This window comes from Isoptericola sp. 178 (assembly GCF_030586525.1).
Classification (GTDB): Bacteria; Actinomycetota; Actinomycetes; order Actinomycetales; family Cellulomonadaceae; genus Isoptericola; species Isoptericola sediminis.
The window spans coordinates 480,524-498,132 of the sequence record NZ_JAUQYN010000001.1 but is presented as its reverse complement, the minus strand read 5'-3'; the positions used below and the strand labels follow the sequence as shown (position 1 = coordinate 498,132).

Here is a 17,609-nt window from a genome sequence, read left to right as displayed (position 1 = left end):
CGACCCGACCCACCCGAGGAGTCACCGATGACGACCTACGACCGCGGCACCCCCGTGCCGGTCCGTGCCCCGCGCGGCACCACCCTGACCGCCCGGAGCTGGCAGACCGAGGCGCCGCTGCGCATGCTGCAGAACAACCTCGACCCGGAGGTCGCCGAGCGTCCCGACGACCTGGTCGTCTACGGCGGCACGGGCCGTGCCGCCCGGGACTGGCCGAGCTTCCACGCGATGGTCCGCACGCTGACGGACCTGCGCGCGGACGAGACGATGCTCGTGCAGTCCGGCAAACCGGTGGGGGTGCTGCGGACCCACGAGTGGGCGCCGCGGGTGCTCATCGCCAACTCCCACCTCGTGGGGGACTGGGCCACCTGGCCGGAGTTCCGCCGTCTCGAGCAGCTCGGGCTGACGATGTACGGGCAGATGACGGCCGGGTCGTGGATCTACATCGGCGCGCAGGGCATCCTGCAGGGCACCTACGAGACGCTCGCCGCGGTGGCCGCCCAGCGTTTCGGCGGCACACTGGCCGGGACGCTGACGGTCACGGGCGGCTGCGGCGGCATGGGCGGCGCGCAGCCGCTCGCCGTCACCCTCAACGGGGGTGTCTGCCTCGTGGTCGACGTCGACCGGGCGCGTCTCGACCGGCGCGTGCGCGAGCGCTACCTGGACGTCGTCGCCGACTCCCTCGACGATGCCCTGCAGCGGGTGCAGGAGGCGAAGGCCGCCGCCCGGCCGCTGTCGGTCGGGCTGACCGGGAACAGCGCGGAGGTGCTGCCCGAGCTGCTGCGCCGCGGCGCGGACGTGGACGTCGTCACCGACCAGACCTCCGCGCACGACCCGCTGTCCTACCTCCCGGTGGGCGTCGACGTCGCCGACTGGGCCGAGTACGCCGCCGCGAAGCCCGAGGAGTTCACCGACCGGGCCCGCGAGTCGATGGCCCGGCACGTGGAGGCCATGGTCGGCTTCCAGGACGCCGGTGCCGAGGTGTTCGACTACGGCAACTCGATCCGCGACGAGGCACGCCAGGGCGGTTACGAGCGGGCCTTCGCGTTCCCGGGCTTCGTGCCCGCCTACATCCGCCCGCTGTTCGCCCAGGGCAAGGGGCCGTTCCGGTGGGCGGCGCTGTCCGGGGACCCGCGCGACATCGCGGCCACCGACCGGGCCGTGCTCGACCTCTTCCCCGACGACGACCACCTGCACCGGTGGATCCGCGCCGCCCAGGACAAGGTCGCCTTCCAGGGGCTGCCCGCGCGCATCTGCTGGCTCGGGCACGGCGAGCGCGACCGGGCGGGGCTGCGCTTCAACGAGCTGGTCGAGTCCGGCGAGATCAGCGCGCCGATCGTCATCGGGCGCGACCACCTGGACTCCGGCTCGGTCGCCTCGCCCTACCGCGAGACCGAGGCGATGGCGGACGGCTCCGACGCGATCGCGGACTGGCCGCTGCTCAACGCGATGGTCAACACCGCCTCCGGCGCCACCTGGGTGTCGCTGCACCACGGCGGCGGCGTCGGGATGGGGCGGTCGATCCACGCCGGCCAGGTGACCGTCGCCGACGGCACCGACCTGGCCGCGCAGAAGCTCGAGCGGGTGCTGTCCAACGACCCGGCCACGGGCGTGCTGCGGCACGCCGACGCCGGGTACGACGACGCCCTCGCCGCGGCCGAACGTGGTGGCCTCGAGCTGCCGATGCGGGGTGACACGTGAGCGGTGTCGCGGGACTCCTGCGGGACCTCGCCGACGTCGGACGGGCCCCGAGCGGCGGGTACGCCCGCTTCGCCTGGACGACGGCGGACCTCACCCTGCGCGAGTGGTTCGTCGCCGAGGCCGCCGCCCGCGGGCTCGACGTCACCGTGGACCGCGCCGGGAACCAGTGGGCGTGGTGGGGCGACCCGGACGCCGACGGCCCCGGCGTCGTCACCGGCAGCCATCTCGACTCGGTGCCCGGGGGCGGCGCGTTCGACGGCCCGCTGGGCGTCGCGAGCGCCTTCGCGGCCGTCGACCTGCTGCGGGCCCGCGGTGTGCGCCCCGCCCGGCCCCTCGGCGTCGTGAACTTCTCCGACGAGGAGGGCGCCCGGTTCGGGCTGGCCTGCCTCGGGTCCCGGGCCGTGACGGGCACCGCGGGTGCCGACCGTCTGCTCGGTCTGCGTGACGACGCCGGGGACACCCTCGCCGACGTGCTGGCCGGGGCGGGCCTGGACCCGGTCGGCTACGGGCGCGACACCGAGGCGCTGGCCCGGGTGGGCACCTTCGTCGAGCTGCACGTGGAGCAGGGGCGGTACCTCGCGGACCTGCACGGCGACGACGAATCGCCCGTCGCGGTGGCGTCGGCGATCTGGCCGCACGGCCGCTGGCGGGTCGACCTGCACGGCGAGGCGAACCACGCGGGCACGACGCCGCTGGCCCACCGGCACGACCCGATGCTGGACCTGGCCGGGCTGATCCAGGAGGTCCGAGCCGCCGCCGGGTCGGCCGACGCGCTCGCCACCGTCGCGAAGGTCTCCGTGGAGCCGAACGGCGTCAACGCGATCCCCTCGCGGGTCCGGGCCTGGATCGACTCCCGGGCACCCCGCGAGGACGCCGTGCACCGGGTCCTCGCCGACCTGTCGGGCTACGGCCCCGTCGAGGAGTCCTGGTCCCCGGCCACCGTGTTCGACCCGGCCCTGGCCGCCCGCCTGGCCGACGTCGTCGGACGACCCGCCGGGGGCGCACCCGCGCCCGTGATCGGGACCGGCGCCGGGCACGACGCCGGCATCCTCGCCGCCACCGGCGTGGCGACCGCGATGCTGTTCGTCCGCAACCCCACGGGTGCCTCCCACACCCCCACCGAGTACGCCGAGGCGGCCGACTGCGAGGCCGGTGTCGCGGCGCTCGCGGACGTCCTGACCGACCTCCTGGGGGAGGCCGCGTGAGCTTCTGGTGCGAGCACGCGTGGCTGCCGGGCGGCCTCGCCGCCGGGGTGCGCGTCGAGACCGACGCCGGCCGGGTGACCGCCGTCGAACCCGGGACCACGCCGGACCCGACCGACACGGTGCTGCCCGGCGTCGTCCTGCCCGGGCTGGCGGACGCGCACTCGCACGCCTTCCACCGGGCGCTGCGCGGACGCACGCACGACGACGGCGGATCCTTCTGGACCTGGCGCGAGCGCATGTACGCCGTCGCCGACGTCCTGACCCCCGCGGCGTACGAGGAGCTGGCCACGGCGACCTACGCGGAGCTGGCGCTCGCGGGTGTGACGGCGGTCGGGGAGTTCCACTACGTGCACCACGCGCCGGACGGCGGCCGGTACGACGACCCGCACGCCATGGCCGGGGCGCTGCGGCGGGCCGCCTCCCGGGCCGGTGTGCGCCTGACGCTGCTCGACACCTGCTACCTCCACGGTGGTCTCGAGGACGGTTCGTACCAGCCGCTCGCGCCCGCGCAGCGGCGCTTCGGCGACGGGGACGCCGACGCCTGGCGGACCCGCGTGGAGGAGCTCCGGTCGGCCTGGGCGGGAGCGGACGACGTCCGCGTCGGGGCGGCCGTGCACTCGGTGCGGGCCCTCGCCCCGGAGGAGATCGCCGTCGTCGCGGCCTGGGCGCGGGAGCACGGGGCCCCGCTGCACGCGCACCTGTCCGAGCAGCCCGGCGAGAACCGGGCGGCACGGACGGCCCACGGGACGAGCCCCACGGGGGTGCTCGACGCCGCCGGTGCGCTCGGCCCGCGCACCACCGTGGTGCACGGCGTCCACCTGGACGCCGACGACGTCGCCCGGCTGGCCGCGTCCGGCACCGCCGTGTGCGTCTGCCCGACGACCGAACGCGACCTGGCCGACGGACTCGCCCCCGTCGACCGACTCGCCGCGACCGGGGTGCCGCTGTGCGTCGGCTCCGACCAGCACGTGGCCGCCGACCTGCTCGCCGAGGCACGCGGGCTGGAGGAGCACGCCCGGCTGCGCACCGGCCGCCGGGGCGTGCTCGCACCCGCCGCCGTGGTCGAGGCGGCCACCGCGGCGGGCCACCGCGCGCTCGGCTGGGACGACGCCGGCCGGATCGAGGTCGGGGCGCGGGCCGACCTCGTCGCCGTGGCCCTCGACACGCCGGCCACGGCGGGTACCGACCCCGCCCAGGCCGCGCTGGTCGCCGGGGCCCGCGACGTGCGGACCGTGGTCCGCGACGGACGCACCGTGGTCCGCGACGGGCGGCACGTCGACCTGGACGTGGCCTCCGCCCTGCGGACGTCGATCGCGAGGATCTGGGACCTCGTGGAGGAGGGACGATGACGGAACCGGCCGAGGACCGCACGCTGCTCGTCACGGGCATCGGCGAGCTCGTCGCCCACGACCCCGCGCACGGCCCGTCGGGGGTCCTGACCGACGCCGCGCTGGTGGTCTCCAGCGGTCGGGTCGTCTGGACAGGCCCCGCCGCACGGGCCCCGGCCGCGGACGACCGGCTCGACGTCGAGGGACGCTGCGTGGTGCCCGGGTTCGTGGACTCGCACTCGCACGTCGTCTTCGCCGGGGACCGGTCCGCGGAGTTCGCCGCCCGGATGGCCGGCGAGCCCTACACCGGCGGGGGCATCGCCACCACCGTGGCGGCCACGCGGGCCGCCTCCGACGACGTGCTGCGCCACGGCGCGGGACGCCTCGTGGCGGAGATGCTCGCCCAGGGGACCACGACCGTCGAGATCAAGAGCGGGTACGGCCAGGACGTCGCCACCGAGGAACGCATGCTGCGCCTGGCGCGCGAGCTCACCGACGAGACGACGTTCCTCGGCGCCCACACCGTGCCGGCCGAGCTCGACCGTCGTGCCTACCTCGACCTCGTCACCGGGCCGATGCTCGCCGCCTGCGCACCCCACGCGCGGTGGGTCGACGTCTTCTGCGAACCCGCCGCAGCCACGGCGTTCGACGCCGACGAGTCCCGGGAGGTCCTGGAGGCCGGGATCCGTGCCGGGCTGCTGCCCCGCGTGCACGGCAACCAGCTCGGGCCCGGTCCCGGCGTCCGGCTCGCCGTCGAGGTCGGTGCCGCCAGCGTCGACCACTGCACCTACCTCACCGGCGACGACGTCGCGGCACTGGCGGGGTCGAGCACGGTGGCGACGCTGCTGCCCGCCGTGGAGTTCTCCACCCGCTCGCCCTACCCGGACGCGCGGGCGCTCCTCGACGCGGGCGTCGCCGTCGCCCTGGCCACCGACTGCAACCCCGGCAGCTGCTACTCCTCGTCGATGCCGTTCGTCGTGGCGCTCGCCGTGCGGGAGATGGGTCTGACACCGCTGGAGGCCGTGCACGCCGCCACCGCCGGGGGAGCCGCGGCCCTGCGGCGCGACGACGTCGGGACGCTCCGGCCCGGGGCGCGGGCCGACCTCGTCGTGCTCGACGCGCCCTCGCACGTGCACCTGGCCTACCGCCCGGGCGTGCCGATCGTCCGCACGGTCCTGCGGGGCGGGCGCCCCGTCGGCTGACCGGTCCGGTGCGGGCGGAGCCTCAGAAGACCTGCGGAGCCACCCGCTCGGCAGCGACCACCTTGGGGCCCTTCGGCGTGCGCGCCACGTGCGCGACGAGCGCCTCGCCCGGCTCCAGGTAGGGGTCGCGCCGCGGCAGCGTGGAGGCCACCGACCGGCTCGAGTGCTGGCCGAGCACGTCCAGCACCGTCGGCAGCACGGGGCGGTGCGTGCACAGCACCGAGGCCCGGTCGGCCTCCAGCAGGTCGCGCACCGCCGCCGCGACGCGCGCCGGGGAGCGTTCGTGCTGGGCCTCGCCGAGGTTGTCGCTGTACTCCGGGCGCAGGTTGGCGGCGCGCACGTACGGGTCGATCGTCGTCGCGCAGCGCTCCCAGCGGCTGGAGATCACCGCGTCCACGCCGTAGGAGGCCAGCACCGGCACGAGGGCGGCGGCCTGCCCGTGCCCCAGGGGTGTGAGCGGACGGTCCTGCTCGACGCCGTACCAGTTGGCGCGCGGCAGGGCCCGTCCGTGCCGGACGATGACGACGGCGTGCGTGGCCAGCTGGCCGTCGCGGTGCGCCTCGACCAGCGCGTCCAGCGGCCCGCGGTCGGTGCTCCGGGTCAGCCGCTCGGCGGCGTCCTCGGCGTCGAGCCACTCGGCCTTGTCGATCTCCCGCTTCGAGGCGGGGGCGACCGGCGTCCGTGCGGCCAGCGCCCGGGAGTCGTGCTTGGCCGAGGCGCGGCGCGCGGCCCAGTAGTGCACCCGCTTCACCCGGCCCTCCGGCGTCAGGTACTGCAGACCGGGCAGCGGGAGCCCGAGGACCACGGGTTTGCCCGTCTCCTCGGTGACCTCCCGCACGGCGGTGGTCGCCAGCGACTCGCCCTCCTCGTGCTTGCCCTTGGGCCACGACCAGTCGTCGTAGCGGGGGCGGTGGACGAGCTGGACCTGGAGGCGGTCGTGGCGGATGCGCCACACGACCGCACCGGCGGTCTGGATCACCGGGGCGTGCTGCACGGACGTCGGCCCCAGCGGGTCGACGAACGGGGTCGCGGTGCGCAGGACGCGTCCGGACTGGGACGTGGTGCTCATCGGGCGGCTCAGCGGGAGCTCGGCGGACGCCGGCGGTGACGGTCGACCAGCACGGACTGCAGGTCCACCGTCGGGCGGCCCTCGTCGTCCTCGACCTGGCGCCGCCAGGTGCCGTCCGGCTGGAGGTGCCACGCGGCGGTCCGGGCGGACATCGAGTCGTTCATCAGCTCGAGCAGCTCGAGGATCTGGCCGGTGTCCTTGACCCGGATGAGCGCCTCGACCCGGCGGTCCAGGTTGCGGTGCATCAGGTCGGCCGAGCCGATGAAGACCTCCGGCCCGTTGCTCTCGCCCTCGCCGATGGCGGGGCCGACCGAGTTCGCGAACGCGAAGATGCGCGAGTGCTCCAGGAACCGGCCGAGGATCGACCGCACCCGGATGTTCTCGCTGAGCCCCGGCACCCCGGGGCGCAGCGCGCAGATGCCGCGGACCACGAGGTCGACCTTCGCCCCGGCCTGGGAGGCGCGGTACAGGGCGTCGATCGTCGCCTCGTCGACCGCCGAGTTGACCTTGATCCGCACCCACGCCTCGTGCCCGGCACGCGCGGCCTCGGCCTCGCGGTCGATCCGCTCGATCAGCCCGCTGCGCACCGTGCGCGGCGCCACGAGCAGGCGGTGGAACTTCGAGTGCGGCGCGTACCCGGAGAGCTGGTTGAACAGCCGGGTCAGGTCCTGGCCCACGTCCGGGTCGCAGGTCAGCAGGCCGTGGTCGGTGTACAGCCGCGCCGTCTTCGGGTGGTAGTTGCCCGTGCCCACGTGGCAGTAGCGGGCCAGCCCGTCCGACTCCTGGCGCACCACCAGGGAGAGCTTGCAGTGCGTCTTCAGCCCCACGATGCCGTACACGACGTGGACGCCGGCCTCCTCCAGCTTGCGGGCCCAGGAGATGTTGGCCTGCTCGTCGAACCGGGCCTTGATCTCCACCAGGGCCAGGACCTGCTTGCCCGCCTCGGCGGCGTCGATGAGCGCGTCGACGATCGGGGAGTCGCCCGACGTGCGGTACAGCGTCTGCTTGATCGCCAGCACCTTCGGGTCGGCCGCGGCCTGCTCGAGGAACGTCTGCACCGACGTCGAGAACGAGTCGTAGGGGTGGTGCAGGAGCACGTCCCGCTCGCGGATCGCGGCGAACACGTTGCCGGGCATCGCCGACTCCACCTCGGCGAGCTGGCGGTGCGTCGTCGGGACGAACGGCGGGTAGTGCAGCTCCGCGCGGTCGATGTCGGCCAGCACGTTGAGACCCGTCAGGTCGAGCGGCCCGGGCAGCTGGTAGACCTCCTCCTCGACCACGCCGAGCTCGCGCACCAGCAGCTCGCGGATGCGCGGCGAGATCTCCTCGTGCAGCTCGAGGCGGACCGGCGGGCCGAAGCGGCGCCGCAGCAGCTCCTTCTCCATCGCCTGCAGGAGGTTCTCGGCGTCGTCCTCCTCGACCTCCACGTCCTCGTTGCGGGTGACGCGGAAGGTGTGGTGCTCGCGGATCTCCATCCCGGGGAAGAGGTAGTCCAGGTGCTGGGCGATGACCTCCTCCAGCGGCACGAAGGACTTCTGCGTCCCACCCTTCTGGGTCGGTGTCGGCGCGCTGGGGCGGCCCCGGTCGTCGACGGCGATGAACCGCGGCAGCAGCGGGGGCACCTTGACCCGGGCGAAGTGCTCCTTGTCGGTCAGCGGGTTGGCCACCACGACGGCCAGGTTGAGCGACAGCCCGGAGATGTAGGGGAAGGGGTGCGCGGGGTCCACGGCCAGCGGCGTGAGCACCGGGAAGATGTGCTTGCGGAAGAACTTGTGCAGGCGCTGCTGCTCCTTCTCGAGCAGCTCGTCCCAGTGCACGAGCGTGATGCCCTCGTCGTGCAGGGCCGGCGAGACGTCGTCGCGGAACACCCGGGCGTGCCGGTCCATCAGCTCGTGGGCCTTGGCGCCGATGCCGGCGAGCACCTCGCGCGGGCTGAGGCCCGAGGCCGCGGTGACGGCGATCCCGGTGGCGATGCGGCGCTTCAGGCCGGCGACCCGGACCATGAAGAACTCGTCCAGGTTCGAGGCGAAGATCGCCAGGAACCGCACGCGTTCCAGCAGGGGCAGGGACTCGTCCTCGGCGAGCTCGAGCACCCGTTCGTTGAAGGCGAGCCAGCTCAGCTCGCGGTCGGCGAACCGGTCCTCGGGGAGCTCCGGCTGGTGCAGGGACTCCTCGACGACCTGGTCCTGGTCCGGCTCCTCGGCGATGTGCTCGGCGATGTGGGCGGCGAGCTCGGGATCCATCCGGCGGGGTCCTGCCTTCGCTGTCGTACGGGTCTCGGACGAGGTGGAGGTGGCGGCAGCCACGAACCGGCCACGGGCGTCGCGTCGACGCGCCGCGGGGGTGGAGGAGCCTGTCATACGCCCCATCGTGGCACTGATTGCCGACCGGTGGGTGACGCAGGCGTCGACCGGGTCAGGGGCGGGCGTACTGCACGTCCACCGCGGCCCGGGTGAACCCGGCCCGCTCGTAGGTGCGCAGCGCCGGGACGTTGTCGCCCTCGACGTACAGCACGGCGCGCGTGCAACCCACGGCCGCCAGGTGCTGCAGCCCCGCCCGGGTCAGCAGCCGCCCGAGTCCCTCGCCCTGCGTGCCCGGGTCGACGCCGAGGGCGTAGATCTCGCCGTCGGCCTGCCCTGCCGGCTGGTCGGTCTCCACCTTCGTCCACACGAAGCCGGCCGGCCGGCCGTCCGGACGGTCCAGCACGAGGAACCCGGCCGCGTCGAACCACGGCTCGGCCAGCCGGGCCCTCAGGTCGTCGGGGCCCAGGCGCCCCTGCTCGGGGTGGTCGGCGAACGCCAGCGCGTTGAGCGCCAGCCAGGCGTCGTCGTCCTCGCCCGGCCGGAACGGACGCAGGACGTAGCCGTCGGGCACGGCGGGGGCGTCGGCGGCGTCGCCCGCCCCGTCGAGCGGGCGGGCCAGGAACAGCAGCTCGCGCACGACGGCGTAGCCGTGGGACTCCGCGAAGGCCCGGGCGGCGGGCAGGTCGCCGTGGGCCCACACCCGCAACGGCTTGCCCCGCTGGTCGGGGGCCCCGGACCGCTCCGGCAGCCGCGCGTCGCGCTCCGCGGTCCGCAGCAGCAGGCTGCCCACGCCGGCGCGCCGGTGCTCGGGGTGGACGACCATCTCCGCACCGGCCACGTCGCCCCCGCGGTCCACCTGCAGGTAGCCGATCGTCGCGCCCGCCCGGGACCGGACCACAGCGTGGGTCAGGTCCGCGCCGTCGTCGCCGAGGCGCAGCAGCGGCTGCTCCGAGAGCGAGTCCACGCCGTCGTGGGCCGCGGCCGTCGAGGCCAGGGTGCGCACGGCGTCCTGGGCGGACGGGGACAGGGGACCGATCTCGATCGGGACGGGAAGTCGCACCCGACCATTGTGGCCCCTGGCCCGTGCCCGCCGGCGCTCCGGCGAGGGTCCGCGCCGGTGGTAGCGTCCGACGCCATGGCGATCGGCGCACCCGTGGAGCTGTGGCCCGAGGCCGAGCGGCTCATCGACGCGTTGTCCCCCGAGCTCGTCGACCTGCTCGACGAGATGTCGGGCACGATGTTCTGCGCCAAGGACGTCACCGGCCGGTACGTGCTGGTCAACCGCACCTTCGTGGACCGCGCCAACCGTCGCTCGCCCCGCGACGTCGTCGGCCGCACCTCGGCCGAGCTGTTCGCGCCCGAGCTCGCCGCCCGCTACGAGGAGCAGGACGGCAGGGTGCTCAGCGAGGCCTGGCCGCTGCGCAACGAGCTCGAGCTCATCCGGCGCCCCGGGGGTGTGCCGGGGTGGTACCTGACGACCAAGCTCCCCGTGCAGCGGGACGGCGTCGTCCTCGGGCTCGTGTCCACCTCCCGGGACCTGAACACCCGCGACGTGCACGACCAGGTGATCGGGTCCATGGCCCGCGTGGTGCAGGTCGTCGAGGACCGTCTGGGCGTGGGCGTGACCCAGGCCGAGCTGGCCGAGGTCGCCGGCTGCACGACCGGCGCCCTGGACCGTCGGATGCGACGGATCTTCGGGCTGACCCCCAAGCAGTTCGTGCTGCGGGCGCGGGTCGACCACGCGACCACCCTGCTGACGCAGACCGACCTGACCCTCGCCGAGGTGGCGGTGCGGGCGGGGTTCTACGACCAGCCGTCGTTCACCCGGACCTTCGTGCGGCTGACGGGGGAGACGCCGTCGGTCTACCGGCGCAAGAGCCGAGCGCTGGCCACGGAGTGACCCGGCTGCCGCGTGACCCCGCCGCGTGACCCCGCCGCGTGACCCACACCCGCCGACGACGGCGAGGTCGTACCGTCCGCGTCGCGGTCGCACCCGCGGGGTACGACGGGGACGCGGACGGTACGACCTCGCGGTCGTGGTGGGCTCGCTCCGGCTCAGTCCTCAGGGCCTGTTGCTCGGACGGAGCCTGCGCTCGCGAGCTCGCTCCGGCTCAGTCCTCAGGGCCTGTTGCTCGGACGGAGCCTGCGCTCGCGAGCTCGCTCCGGCTCAGTCCTCCGAAGGCTTGCCGAGGCCGGCCTGGATCAGGTTCATCACCGACGAGTCCGCCAGCGTCGTGGCGTCGCCGACCTCACGGTTCTCGGCGACGTCGCGCAGCAGGCGACGCATGATCTTGCCGGACCGGGTCTTGGGCAGCTCGGGCACGACGAGGATCCTGCGGGGCTTGGCGATCGGGCCGATCTCCTTGGCCACGTGGTCGCGCAGCGTCTTCTCGATGCGCGCCGATCCCTCGTCGGTCGAGGCTTCGTCAGCGTGCTCGCCGCGCAGGATGACGAACGCCACCACCGCCTGGCCGGACATCTCGTCGGACGCCCCGACGACGGCGGCCTCGGCGACGAGGTCGTTGGACACCAGGGCCGACTCGATCTCGGTCGTGGACAGCCGGTGCCCGGAGACGTTCATGACGTCGTCCACGCGACCGAGCAGCCAGATGTCGCCGTCCTCGTCCTTCTTGGCGCCGTCCCCGGCGAAGTACAGGCCGGGGAACCGGGACCAGTAGGTGTCCTTGAACCGCTGCAGGTCGCCCCAGATGCCGCGCAGCATCGACGGCCACGGCTCGGACAGCACGAGGTAGCCGCCTCCGCCGTCGGGCACCGGCTTCGCCTCGTCGTCGACGACGTCGGCGCTGATGCCCGGCAGCGGGACCTGGGCCGAGCCCGGCTTGGTCGCGGTGACGCCGGGCAGCGGGCTGATCATGATGGCGCCCGTCTCCGTCTGCCACCAGGTGTCCACGATCGGGGTGGTGTCACCACCGATGACGCGGCGGTACCACATCCACGCCTCGGGGTTGATCGGTTCGCCGACCGAGCCGAGGAGCCGCAGCGAGGACAGGTCGAAGCCGGCGGGGATCTCCTCGCCCCACTTCATGCAGGCCCGGATCGCGGTCGGGGCGGTGTAGAACAGCGAGACCTTGTACTTCTCGACGAGCTCCCACCAGCGGCCCTTGTGCGGGGTGTCCGGGGTGCCCTCGTACATCACCTGGGTGGCGCCGTTGAGCATCGGTCCGTAGACGATGTAGGTGTGCCCGGTGACCCAGCCGATGTCCGCCGAGCACCAGTAGACGTCGCTCTCCGGCTTGAGGTCGAAGACGTTCTTGTGCGTGTAGGCGGCCTGGGTGAGATACCCGCCGGTGGTGTGCAGGATGCCCTTCGGCTTCCCGGTGGTCCCGGAGGTGTACAGGATGAAGAGCGGGTGCTCGGCCTCCACCCAGGTGGGCTCGTGGACGTCGTCGGCGGTGTCCACGACGTCGTGCCACCACACGTCCCGGCCCTCGGTCCAGTCGACGTCCTGCTCGGTGCGGCGGACCACCAGCACGTGCTCGACGCTCTCGGCGCCCTCGCCGCGCAGGGCCTCGTCGACCGCGGGCTTGAGGGGGCTGGGTGCACCGCGGCGGTAGCCGCCGTCGGCGGTGATGACGACCTTGGCCTCGGCGTCGGCGATGCGGCTGCGCAGGGCGTCGGCGCTGAACCCGCCGAACACGACCGAGTGCGCGGCGCCGATCCGGGCGCAGGCGAGCATGGCCACGGCCGACTCGACGAGCATGGGCATGTAGATGACGACGCGGTCGCCGGACTCGACCCCGAGCGCGGCCAGGGCGTTGGCCGCACGGGACACCTCGCGCTGCATGTCGGCGTAGGTGACGGTGCGGGTGTCGCCGGGCTCGCCCTCGAAGTGGATCGCGACCCGGTCGCCGAGGCCGGCCTCGACGTGCCGGTCGACCGCGTTGTAGGCGGCGTTGAGGGTGCCATCCGCGAACCAGCGGGCCACCGGCGCACCGGACCAGTCGAGGGTCTCGGTGAAGGGCGTCCGCCAGGTGACGAGGTCGCGGGCCTGGCGCGCCCAGAACTCGAGGCGGTCGGCCGCCGCGTCGTCGTACAGCGACGGCTGGGCGTTCGCCTGGGCGGCGAACTCCCCGCTGGGGGGGAAGGTGCGGGTCTCGTGGAGCAGGTTCTCCAGGCTCGGGCTGCTGGACTGGGTGTCGGTCACTGGTTCCTCCGCGTCGTCGCGTTCCGTCCGTCCGCGTGCCTCTCCGGGCCGCATCACAGGCGAGTCTAGACCCGCACCGTGACCGGGATCACGCCCGGGACGCCGAAAGTAAGGAATGCTCCGCAATCCGCTCGGCGGCGCCGTTCCGCGAGCGGTCGCCCTGGTCCGCCGAGCGGTCGTGGTCGCGCCCGGACGGTGCGTGACCGGGTGGGGTGCCGTTCGAGCGACGGTCCCGACCCACCACGCGAACGGCGCCCGGGCACGGTGGCCGGGACGCCGTTCACGCCGGACAGGACACGGGTAGCAGGCGCCTTGTCCTCGATCGCCGTACCGGGTCCAGCCCGTTCGACGAGTCCTCGACGTGGACTTCCTGAGCGTGGGTCCCGCGTGCCGTCCTGACCCGTCCATCAAACGCCCGGGGGACGTCCACCGCAAGCGCCCGCGTCAGGCGAGGTCGCGTCCCTGGCGACGGCGCCACCACCACGTGAGGCCCACCGCGCCGAGCAGCCCGACCGCCGCCAGCACCGGGACCGGGCGCACCCGCGGGCGCAGCGCCACCGGGCGGGTGAAGGTCAGCATCTCCCACCCGTTCTCGGCGGCCATCCGGCGCAGCGCACGGTCGGGGTTGACCGCGTGCCCGTGCCCCACCGCGGCCAGCATCGGCGCGTCGGTGACCGAGTCCGAGTAGGCGTAGCAGCGGTCCAGGTCGTAGCCGCGCTTCCGCGCGAGGTCCCGGATCGCCGTCGCCTTGTTCTCCCCGTAGGCGTAGAAGTCGATCTCCCCGGTGAACCGGCCGTCGGCGACCGCCATCCGGGTGGCGACCACGTGGTCCGCCCCGAGCATGGCGGCGATCGGCTCCACCAGCTCGGTGCCGGACGCCGAGACGACGACGACGTCGTGCCCGGCCTCGTGGTGCTCGGTGATGAGGTCCACCGCCTCGGCGTAGACGTACGGGTCGACGTGCTCGTGCACGGTCTCGGCGACGATCTGCTTCACCCGGGCCACGTCCCACCCGGTGGCCAGGTCCGACAGGTGCTGGCGCATCCGCTCGGTCTGGTCCGCGTCCGCGCTGCCGGCCATGTAGAGGAAGTGCGCGTAGGCGCTGCGCAGCACGTCGCCGCGCGTGATGAGCCCGCCGGCGAGGAACGAGGGGGAGAACACCGCGGTGGAGCTCGTGGCGATGATCGTCTTGTCCAGGTCGAAGAACGCGGCGACCCGTCGGCCCGTCGACGTGCCGCCCCCCTGCTGCTGCGGCTCCAGCGGCGAGGTGCTCATGGGGGCGAGCCTAGCGCCGTCCTGGAGGAGGTCGGCAGGGCCGCGGGAGCGTTCGGGGACGTCACCCCCAGGTCTCGTCGTCCCCGGCGGCCGCGTCGTGGCCCGCGACGGTGTGGTCCGGCCCGGCACGGTGGCCGCCATGGACCTCACCACCACCCCTGCGGACGGCGTGCCCCCCGTGCCGTCCGCCGCACGTCTCGTCGGGGTCCTCGGAGCCTGCGGCGGGGCCGGGACCTCGCTGCTCGCCGCCGCGCTCGCCCGCGCCCTGAGGCGGCGGGTGGGGGCGACCGCGCTGGTCGACCTGGACGTCCCGGGCGCCGGTCTGGACGTGCACCTCGGGATCGACGGCGTCGCGGGTGCCCGCTGGAGCGACCTCGCCGGCGCCCGGGGCACGGTCGACGGTGACGCCCTCGTCGCCGCCCTGCCCCGGTGGGGTGCGGTCCCCGTCCTGTCCGGAGGGCACCGCGACGCCACCGCACCCGACGAGGCCGTCGTGCTGGACACGACGACGGCCGTCCTGCGCACCGGGCACCGGGTCGTGCTCGACCTGCCCCGCCCCTGGATCTGCACCGCGGCCGCGGCCACGCTGGTCGGCGCGGCGGACGCCGTCGTCCTGGTCACCCCGCTGCGCACCGGCGGCGTCGCCGGAGCGCTGGCCGCGCTGCGACAGCTGGACGACGTCGGTGCCCCGCACGTCCTCCCGGTCGCCTGCCGGCCCGCGCACGGCCGGGTCGACGAGCGCGGGCTCGGCGAGGTGCTCGGCCACCCGGTGGTCGCCACCGTCGGCTGGGACCCGCGGCTCGCAGGCCGCCTGGAACGCGGCCACGGCCCGAGCACGGGACGCCGGGCGCCGCTCGGACGTGCGGCGACCCGGCTCGTGGACGCGCTGACCGGCACCGCGGCCCGACGGGAGGCGGCGTGACGACGCTCGACGACCGGCTTCTCCACGACGTCCGGACCCGGCTCGGCGGTCCTGGCCGCACCACGCCGCCCGATGCCGCTGAGGTCGCCGCGGCGTTGCGGTCCACCGGCCGGGTCCTCGGGTCCGACGCGCTCGCCGACCTCACCCGCGCGGCCCGGGCCGAGCTGGTCGGCGCCGGTCCGCTGCAACCGCTCCTCGAGACGCCCGGCGTCACGGACGTCCTGGTCAACGGGCCCGAGGAGGTCTGGCTGGACCGGGGCCACGGCCTGGAGCGTGCCGACCTGGCGCTCGCGTCCCCGGGTGCCGTGCGCGAGCTCGCGGTCCGCATGGCCGCCGTCGCCGGCCAGCGTCTCGACGACGCCAGCCCTGTCGTCGACGCCCGCCTGCCCGACGGCACCCGGCTGCACGCCGCCGTCGCGCCCGTCGCCCCCGAGGGCGCGGTGATCGCCCTGCGGGTGCTGCGACAGGCGACCCACGACCTGCGGGCGCTCGCGGAGCGCGGCGCCCTGCCGGACGCGTGGGTGCCGGTGCTGCACGGGCTCGTGCGGGGACGGGCGAACCTGCTGGTGACCGGGGGCACGGGCACCGGGAAGACGACCCTGCTCGCCGCCCTGCTCGGCCTGGTCCCCCACGACGAACGCCTGCTCACCGTCGAGGAGGCCCGTGAGCTGGCCCCGGTCCACCCCCACGTCGTGGCGCTCGCCGCGCGGCGGCCCAACGTCGAGGGGGTCGGCGAGATCACGCTGGCCGACCTCGTGCGGGGTGCGCTGCGCATGCGTCCCGACCGCATCGTCCTGGGCGAGTGCCGCGGGGCCGAGGTGCGCGAGCTCCTGCTCGCCCTCAACACCGGGCACGACGGCGGGATGGCCACCGTGCACGCCAACGCCGCTGAGCACGTCCCGGCGCGCCTCGAGGCGCTCGCGGCGCTGGCCGGCATGTCCCGCGCCGCCGTCGCCGCGCAGGCCACGGCCGCCCTCGACGTCGTGCTGCACCTGCAGCGCCGGCGCGGGGTGCGCCACCTGGCCCAGATCGCCACCGTGCACCGCGACGGCCACGGCGACCTGCAGGTCGTCCCGGTCGCCACCTGGCAGGGTCCGGGCGACGTCGCCGAGCCGGTCCCCGGCCACGGGTGGGACGCGCTGCGGCGGAGGTGGGTGGCGTGAGCGTGCTGGCCGGCCTGTGCGTGGCCGGTGCGGTCTGGTGCGTGACCGCTCCCGGCGGACGTCGGCCCGCCGGGCTCCTGCCGGGCGCGGGCGGGGCGGACGCCCCCCGACGAACGCCTCGACGCCGCGGGCGGGGCCGGGCTCCCGACGACGTCCGGGTCGCCCTGGCCCGGGTGGTCGCCCTGCTGCGGTCCGGGGCCGCCCCGGCCACCGCCTGGGCGCGCGGGCTGGACGTGTCCACCGATGTCGACGGCCTGCCCGTCACCGGGCGCCTGGCCGAGGTCGTGACCGACGCCCGGCAGGCGGCGGCGGTGATCGCCGGGGCACGCCTGTCGAGGGACGTGGGCGCGCCGCTGGGACAGGTCCTGGAGTCGGTCGCGGACGCGCTCGTCGCCGAGGCCGAGGCCGCCGCGGAACGGGACGCGGCGCTGGCCGGCCCGCAGACCACCGCGCGCGTGCTGGTCTGGCTGCCCGCGCTGGGCGTGCTGCTCGGCGGGGTGCTCGGTGCCGACCCGGTGGGGTCGGCCACGGACGGCGGGTTCGGCACCGCAGCGGTCGTCGCGGGCGGGATCGCGCTGGCCGCCGGCCGGTGGTGGACGACCCGGCTCGTCGGTGCCGCCCGGCGGGCCGGAGGTCCGTCGTGACAGCCGTCGTCGTGGGCGCGTGCGTGCTCGTCGGCCTCGCCCCCTGGTGGTGGACGCCTGTCGGTCCGCGGGCCGCACGCCGGCGCGGTGCCGACCGCCTGGGGAGTCACGACCCCGACCGCGCGGGCCGCCCCGTCGGGGACGACCCCGGCGGTCCGGTCGACGTGGCCGTGCTGCTCGAGCTCGTCGCCACGGCCGTGCGCAGCGGCGTCGGCGTCCCCCGGGCGCTGGAGGCCGTGGGGTCCGCGGTCGGTGGTCGGGACGGCCGGACCCTGCGCGCCGTGGCGGCCTCCCTGCGGCTCGGCGGCGACTGGCGCGTGGCCTGGGAGGCCTCCGGCGGTGTGCGGCCCGGTACCGGCACGGCCCGGCTCGCCCCGCTGCGGGACGCGCTGCGCAGCGCATGGACCGACGGCGTCGCACCGGGCGAGTCGTTGCGGGCCGCCGCGGCCGAGCTGAACCAGCGCCGACGTGCCGCGGCCCGCTCGGCGGCGGGTCGGCTGGCGGTACGGCTCGTGCTCCCGCTGGGCCTGTGCTTCCTGCCGGCCTTCGTCCTGCTCGGGCTCGTGCCCGTCCTGCTCTCGCTCGGTGTGGACCTCGTGTCCGGCTGAGCGCCGACCCCCGCCACCGGCGGG

14 protein-coding genes are annotated in these 17,609 nt (G+C 75.2%); 9 read left to right on the top strand and 5 right to left on the bottom strand.

Translation table 11 applies throughout. From position 1 onward, the window contains the following. The first annotated feature begins 27 nt into the window (after positions 1-27). From hutU to hutI, 4 genes are read left to right on the top strand one after another with little or no spacing between them, the layout of a single operon-like run. Entirely contained in the window at positions 28-1,701 is a 1,674-nt protein-coding gene (hutU, locus tag Q6349_RS02295; protein ID WP_304602683.1) for a urocanate hydratase, read from the top strand. Further along, on the top strand, positions 1,698-2,906 hold the full coding sequence (locus tag Q6349_RS02290) for an allantoate amidohydrolase (protein WP_304602682.1): 1,209 nt from the start codon (positions 1,698-1,700) through the stop codon (positions 2,904-2,906). The genes hutU and Q6349_RS02290 overlap by 4 nt, the downstream gene beginning before the upstream one ends. Beyond that, positions 2,903-4,255, top strand: a complete 1,353-nt coding sequence (locus Q6349_RS02285; protein WP_304602681.1) for a formimidoylglutamate deiminase — start codon at positions 2,903-2,905, stop codon at positions 4,253-4,255. The genes Q6349_RS02290 and Q6349_RS02285 overlap by 4 nt, the downstream gene beginning before the upstream one ends. Further along, complete coding sequence (gene hutI, locus Q6349_RS02280; RefSeq protein ID WP_304602680.1) at positions 4,252-5,436, top strand: imidazolonepropionase; 1,185 nt, start codon at positions 4,252-4,254, stop codon at positions 5,434-5,436. The genes Q6349_RS02285 and hutI overlap by 4 nt, the downstream gene beginning before the upstream one ends. A gap of 22 nt (positions 5,437-5,458) precedes the next feature. On the opposite strand, the gene Q6349_RS02275 is transcribed toward hutI, so the two are convergent. The 3 genes from Q6349_RS02275 to mshD all read right to left on the bottom strand — a co-directional run bounded on the left by Q6349_RS02275 (position 5,459) and on the right by mshD (position 9,868). After that, entirely contained in the window at positions 5,459-6,505 is a 1,047-nt protein-coding gene (locus Q6349_RS02275; RefSeq protein ID WP_304602679.1) for an NUDIX hydrolase, read from the bottom strand. 8 nt (positions 6,506-6,513) lie between these two features. Continuing rightward, entirely contained in the window at positions 6,514-8,748 is a 2,235-nt protein-coding gene (locus Q6349_RS02270) for an RNA degradosome polyphosphate kinase (RefSeq protein ID WP_304603085.1), read from the bottom strand. Between the two features lie 172 nt (positions 8,749-8,920). Next, positions 8,921-9,868 carry a mycothiol synthase gene (gene mshD / locus Q6349_RS02265; protein WP_304602678.1) on the bottom strand — a complete coding sequence of 316 codons (948 nt, stop codon included), beginning with the start codon at positions 9,866-9,868 and terminating at the stop codon, positions 8,921-8,923. A gap of 75 nt (positions 9,869-9,943) precedes the next feature. Here mshD and Q6349_RS02260 point away from each other — a divergent pair, with 75 nt between their 5' ends. Continuing rightward, positions 9,944-10,708, top strand: a complete 765-nt coding sequence (locus Q6349_RS02260; RefSeq protein ID WP_171246517.1) for an AraC family transcriptional regulator — start codon at positions 9,944-9,946, stop codon at positions 10,706-10,708. A gap of 267 nt (positions 10,709-10,975) precedes the next feature. On the opposite strand, the gene acs is transcribed toward Q6349_RS02260, so the two are convergent. Next, positions 10,976-12,973, bottom strand: coding sequence for an acetate--CoA ligase (acs, locus tag Q6349_RS02255; RefSeq protein WP_304602677.1), 1,998 nt, complete (start codon positions 12,971-12,973; stop codon positions 10,976-10,978). Positions 12,974-13,417: 444 nt separating this feature from the next. Beyond that, complete coding sequence (locus Q6349_RS02250; protein ID WP_304602676.1) at positions 13,418-14,248, bottom strand: HAD family phosphatase; 831 nt, start codon at positions 14,246-14,248, stop codon at positions 13,418-13,420. A 139-nt stretch (positions 14,249-14,387) separates the two neighbouring features. On the opposite strand from Q6349_RS02250, the gene Q6349_RS02245 reads away from it, so the two are divergent. From Q6349_RS02245 to Q6349_RS02230, 4 genes are read left to right on the top strand one after another with little or no spacing between them, the layout of a single operon-like run. After that, positions 14,388-15,170 (top strand): pilus assembly protein FlpE, encoded by a 783-nt coding sequence (locus Q6349_RS02245; RefSeq protein ID WP_304602675.1) that lies wholly within the window; start codon positions 14,388-14,390, stop codon positions 15,168-15,170. Continuing rightward, positions 15,167-16,333, top strand: coding sequence for a TadA family conjugal transfer-associated ATPase (locus Q6349_RS02240; RefSeq protein WP_304602674.1), 1,167 nt, complete (start codon positions 15,167-15,169; stop codon positions 16,331-16,333). The genes Q6349_RS02245 and Q6349_RS02240 overlap by 4 nt, the downstream gene beginning before the upstream one ends. Beyond that, positions 16,330-16,977, top strand: a complete 648-nt coding sequence (locus Q6349_RS02235) for a hypothetical protein (protein WP_304602673.1) — start codon at positions 16,330-16,332, stop codon at positions 16,975-16,977. Before Q6349_RS02240 ends, Q6349_RS02235 begins: the two co-directional genes overlap by 4 nt. After that, on the top strand, positions 16,974-17,585 hold the full coding sequence (locus Q6349_RS02230) for a type II secretion system F family protein (RefSeq protein ID WP_304602672.1): 612 nt from the start codon (positions 16,974-16,976) through the stop codon (positions 17,583-17,585). The genes Q6349_RS02235 and Q6349_RS02230 overlap by 4 nt, the downstream gene beginning before the upstream one ends. Positions 17,586-17,609 lie beyond the last annotated feature (24 nt).

What these genes read in the sequence shown, in the direction of transcription:
- Q6349_RS02245 (WP_304602675.1), top strand. Translation starts at nt 14,388, where the DNA reads ATGGACCTCACCACCACCCCTGCGGACGGCGTGCCCCCCGTGCCGTCC.
- Q6349_RS02270 (WP_304603085.1), bottom strand. Translation starts at nt 8,748, where the DNA reads ATGGATCCCGAGCTCGCCGCCCACATCGCCGAGCACATCGCCGAGGAG.
- Q6349_RS02250 (WP_304602676.1), bottom strand. Translation starts at nt 14,248, where the DNA reads ATGAGCACCTCGCCGCTGGAGCCGCAGCAGCAGGGGGGCGGCACGTCG.
- Q6349_RS02260 (WP_171246517.1), top strand. Translation starts at nt 9,944, where the DNA reads ATGGCGATCGGCGCACCCGTGGAGCTGTGGCCCGAGGCCGAGCGGCTC.
- hutI (WP_304602680.1), top strand. Translation starts at nt 4,252, where the DNA reads ATGACGGAACCGGCCGAGGACCGCACGCTGCTCGTCACGGGCATCGGC.
- hutU (WP_304602683.1), top strand. Translation starts at nt 28, where the DNA reads ATGACGACCTACGACCGCGGCACCCCCGTGCCGGTCCGTGCCCCGCGC.
- Q6349_RS02275 (WP_304602679.1), bottom strand. Translation starts at nt 6,505, where the DNA reads ATGAGCACCACGTCCCAGTCCGGACGCGTCCTGCGCACCGCGACCCCG.